The organism is Microbacterium sp. (genome assembly GCF_036277215.1).
In the GTDB taxonomy this organism is placed as follows: Bacteria; Actinomycetota; Actinomycetes; order Actinomycetales; family Microbacteriaceae; genus Microbacterium.
Genome location: NZ_DASUNI010000143.1, coordinates 1 through 3,819, shown reverse-complemented (window position 1 = coordinate 3,819; position 3,819 = coordinate 1). Strand labels below are relative to the sequence as shown.

Annotated in this window: 6 protein-coding genes; 1 reads left to right on the top strand and 5 read right to left on the bottom strand. The window is 67.5% G+C overall.

From position 1 onward, the window contains the following. Positions 1–334: 334 nt before the first annotated feature. The 4 genes from VFX99_RS07390 to VFX99_RS07375 all read right to left on the bottom strand — a co-directional run bounded on the left by VFX99_RS07390 (position 335) and on the right by VFX99_RS07375 (position 2,077). Positions 335–715, bottom strand: coding sequence for a hypothetical protein (locus VFX99_RS07390; RefSeq protein WP_329665656.1), 381 nt, complete (start codon positions 713–715; stop codon positions 335–337). Continuing rightward, the gene (locus tag VFX99_RS07385; protein ID WP_329665655.1) at positions 712–834 is read right to left on the bottom strand and encodes a hypothetical protein; all 123 of its coding nucleotides are present in this window, start codon (positions 832–834) and stop codon (positions 712–714) included. The genes VFX99_RS07390 and VFX99_RS07385 overlap by 4 nt, the downstream gene beginning before the upstream one ends. A 116-nt stretch (positions 835–950) precedes the next feature. Further along, positions 951–1,181 carry a YkvA family protein gene (locus tag VFX99_RS07380; protein ID WP_329665654.1) on the bottom strand — a complete coding sequence of 77 codons (231 nt, stop codon included), beginning with the start codon at positions 1,179–1,181 and terminating at the stop codon, positions 951–953. 110 nt (positions 1,182–1,291) lie between these two features. After that, positions 1,292–2,077, bottom strand: a complete 786-nt coding sequence (locus VFX99_RS07375; RefSeq protein WP_329665653.1) for an alpha/beta hydrolase — start codon at positions 2,075–2,077, stop codon at positions 1,292–1,294. A 132-nt stretch (positions 2,078–2,209) separates the two neighbouring features. Between VFX99_RS07375 and VFX99_RS07370 the strand changes: the two genes are divergently transcribed. Then, positions 2,210–3,250, top strand: coding sequence for a lactonase family protein (locus tag VFX99_RS07370; protein WP_329665652.1), 1,041 nt, complete (start codon positions 2,210–2,212; stop codon positions 3,248–3,250). Positions 3,251–3,289: 39 nt separating this feature from the next. Here VFX99_RS07370 and VFX99_RS07365 read toward each other — a convergent pair whose 3' ends face one another. Then, entirely contained in the window at positions 3,290–3,760 is a 471-nt protein-coding gene (locus VFX99_RS07365; RefSeq protein ID WP_329665651.1) for a DUF4442 domain-containing protein, read from the bottom strand. Positions 3,761–3,819 lie beyond the last annotated feature (59 nt).

Genomic DNA, 3,819 nt, shown 5'->3' with positions numbered 1-3,819 from the left:
TCGTGAGTTTGAACCTGACGCCGATGGCCGCCCCGATGATCAGGGCGCTCGATGCGACGGCGCCGAAGAGGAGAACCGTCCACATGATGCACCCCTCCTCCGGCACGAGACGACGTGCCCAGGGCAGCTCCGAGCTGCGTGCCCAGAGTTTCCTGCTGACCCGACGGCCGCACAAGTGGGTTGCGCAGCGGGACGGTCCTCACGAAGTGCAAAGGGACCGCCAGGGTGCGCTGGCGCCCGGCGCGGCAAGATGGTCAGACGCGTGAGCGCTTGAGAGAGGAACCAGCATGGAGAGTTCGCAAACGCCGCCCGCGACGATGTATGCCCAGATTCCCTACCGCGACGCGCCGGCCGCGTTGCGATGGCTGGAGCGTGCATTCGGCTTCACGACGAGGTACAGGTAGTCGGCGAAGAGCCGGTCGTGCCCTTCGCCGGGAAATTCGAACCCGCCTGCGGCCGCATCGAATCGCGCGTAGTGCACCGCGTACGCGACGATCGTCACCGCCCACCATGCGCCGACGACGAGGATGCTGAAGATCACCGTGGCCGGCTGCGCCTCGAGCCCCGGCCACAGGGTGAAGACCAGCACGGCGGCGATGGCGATGATCGACCACTGGACTGCGATCGTGGGGGCGGTGCCCGACAGGATCGCGCCGATACGGCCGAAACCGGCCTTCGGGGTTGGTGGCCAGGAGAATCGCTCGCAGCCGCTCACCCCGGCCACATCGCGGCGAACATCGACGTGGTCGACTTCACGCTGAGTACCACGGAGATGTCCGCCATCGACGCGCTGGACCGAGACCGGTCCTTGTTCCGGATGCCGCGCTGGGCCATGGCCGTCACGATGCCGCTCGCTCGTCCGCGCCAGCGCCCGTGATCACCGCATTCGCACGTTCCGTGATGACGGGCGGCGAACAGCGGGTGACACGTCACGCCCGAGTGGTGTCGGACTACTTCCGCTCGAGGCTGGTCAACCACCGGTGCTGCTCGCGCGCGAAGAGGACCGCGAAGATACCCCACAGGCTGATGTCGTCCACGAACCCCAACGGACCGAGCACGATTTCGGGAATCAGATCGATCGGCGCGAACGTGTACACGACGGCGGCGATGGCGGCAACCCACGTCGTCGGCGCGACGCGGTGCTGCCGCTGTTTGACCGCCTTGATGAATCTCCACCACATGCCTTCAGTGTGGGGTACAGCGGGCCGTGGGCCCCAGGACCGCAGGAGCTTGGCCGGAAGTTCCCAGCCATCCCCAAGGCTCGCGCAGTCTCCGGAGCTGCGGCAGGTCATCACGAGCCGGATGCCTCCCGCGCCGCGGCGATCAGCACGGCGTCGAGTTGTGGTCCGCTGCAGTCGTGTCCCGCGCCTGCGATCTCCACGAGGCGCGCGCGCGGAATGAGGTCGCGCATCTCCAGTGAAGCGGCGCGGGGACTGCGTGCATCGGCGCTTCCGCGCACGAGGACTGTCGGTGCGCCGATCCTCGGGAGGCCGGGACGAAGATCTTGCACCATCACGCTCAGCAGCGCTGCCGTGGTCGCCGGCCGCCAGTCGTCGAGGAGGCGGCGGGCGAGCGCACGGCGCTCCGGCGCGGCATCCGGTGCGTAGACCGAATCAAGGAGGTCATCGGCCCACTCTTCGACAGGGTGGTCGATCGTGAAGCGTACCGCGGCGATGCGCTGTGCGAGCGCATCCCCCTCGAGCGACCCGCCCCAGCCTGCGTATGCCCCGACGAGCACGAGCCCGCCGACGGCAGCGGGATGCTGTCGCGCCAGCAGCAACGCGAGCATCGATCCGAGCGAGAATCCCGCGACGGCCGGGCTTTCAAGGTTCAAGGATGTGATGAATCCGGATGCCGCGTCCGCCCAGTCCGCCTCGCTCCACGCCGGCGGAACATCGTCGGATTCCCCGCAGCCGGGGGCATCCCATGCGATCACCTCGACGTGCGGGCTGAGACGCTCCAGTTCATCGGACCAGATCCGAGAATCCTCGAACGCACCGTGGAAGAGGACGAGCGGGGCCCCGCTCCCTCGCCGCCGATACGCGATGCGCACCCCGCCGACGATCACCTCGGCCATGATGCGAGGGTACGCCTCGACCTACCGGCGCGGTACCTGCGATGGCGAGGCAGGCGACGGCCTGGCACGCCCCTACGGGTCGAATCACGGAGCACTCTCGATCGGGGATCGCCCGGGTCATACGATCGGAGGATGCCCGACTCCTCCCTCGTCCTCGTGGCAAATGCCGGCGAAGACAGCATCAGCACCTTCCGTCTATCGGGCGGTTCGCTCGAGCGCCTGGCAGTGACCGGTGCACTCACCGGCTGCTCGACCTTCGCGGTTGATTCGGCTCGTGATCTCGTCCACGCAGGGCTGAAGGGAACCGCCGAAGGTGGGCCCGCGGGAGTGCTGACCCTGCAGTTGGATCGCACGACCGGTGCGCTCGAGCCGCGGTCGCGTCTCGACCTGCCGGACGGCGGCATGAACTACCTCGCTCTGTCCAGGGCGGGCGCCTGTCTGCTCGGCGCCTCGTACGGCGGGGGATACGGGATCAGCTGCCCGGTGATCGACGGTGTCGTCGGTGAGGCCGTCTCGCGGATCAACTTTCCCAACCTCCACTCCGTGCTGCCCAGCTCCGACGGCAGGTTCGCTTATTTCGTCTCGCTGGGAGCCGACCTCGTTGCGCAATACGCACTGGCGGACGACATGGCCTTGGTGCCGCTCGAACCGCCTACTGTCGCCGCGCCAGCCGGAAGCGGTCCCCGGCACGTTGTCCTGAACGCCACCGAAGACGCCCTCTACGTGCTGACGGAGTTCTCCGGACAGGTGCTGCACTTCGCACGAGATCCGGATGCCGGCACCCTCGAGCTTCGCGGGGTGGCGGACGCCTTCGATCCGTCGAAGAACCTCCGACACAGCCGATTCGGAGCCGATCCCATGGCCGAGCATCTGATCTGGGGTGCCGACCTTCACCTGGGTGCGAACGGCCGTCATCTGTGGTGCTCGGAGCGCACCGAGAGCACGCTCGGCGCCGTCTCGGTCGCAGACGATGGAGGGGTTTCGGCACCCCGAGGGTTCATCACCACCGAGCCGCAGCCGCGCGGATTCGCTCTCAGCCCGGATGGTGGCCACCTCATCGCTGCAGGAGAGCGATCGACGAGCATTGCGCTGTACGCGGTGGACGGTGACCGCCTCGAGCTGCTCGAGCGGGCGGAAACGGGTCGTGGCGCCAACTGGGTGCGCTTCGTCTGACTTACCGACAGCGCAACCTGCACAGGAAGGCGGCTTCGGTCAGCGCTGCGTTCCGAGGCGCCAGCGCACAGTGGCGCGCGCCACGAGATCGCCGTGAAGGTCGAGACAATCGGCAGTCACGTCGAACTCCACGTCCCCGGTCACTGGAGGGGCGGTGGCATCGCTCACTGCGCGGATCGTTCCGCGCGCCTTCTTGAAGTACTGCATCGAGATCTCAATGACGATTCCGCGGATGCCGTCGGGCAGGTCTGTGAGCAGAGCGAGGCCACTGGCCTGTTCGGCGACGTTCAGCAGTGCTATCGCGTGGATGGAGCCCAGGTGCTGACGGTTGCGGCGTCGGTCTGGGATATCGACCTCGGCGTGACCCGGTGCGAGCACACGGATGTGCGACCGCACGGAGCCTGAATACGGAACCCGCCGACCGAAGATCCGGGAGAACAGCCAGGTACCACCGGGCAAGGGGCGCAGGCGCGTCCACAGTTGCAGGAGGGTCTTGCCGGGCGATCCCATGGGAAAGATGCTCTCGCGGTGTGCACGCGCTGCCTAATCCTCATCGGATGCCGCCACTC

Excerpts from the sequence above, each read along its gene's own strand:
- VFX99_RS07380 (WP_329665654.1), bottom strand. The coding sequence starts at position 1,181 with ATGTGGTGGAGATTCATCAAGGCGGTCAAACAGCGGCAGCACCGCGTC.
- VFX99_RS07370 (WP_329665652.1), top strand. The coding sequence starts at position 2,210 with ATGCCCGACTCCTCCCTCGTCCTCGTGGCAAATGCCGGCGAAGACAGC.
- VFX99_RS07375 (WP_329665653.1), bottom strand. The coding sequence starts at position 2,077 with ATGGCCGAGGTGATCGTCGGCGGGGTGCGCATCGCGTATCGGCGGCGA.
- VFX99_RS07385 (WP_329665655.1), bottom strand. The coding sequence starts at position 834 with ATGGCCCAGCGCGGCATCCGGAACAAGGACCGGTCTCGGTCCAGCGCG.
- VFX99_RS07365 (WP_329665651.1), bottom strand. The coding sequence starts at position 3,760 with ATGGGATCGCCCGGCAAGACCCTCCTGCAACTGTGGACGCGCCTGCGC.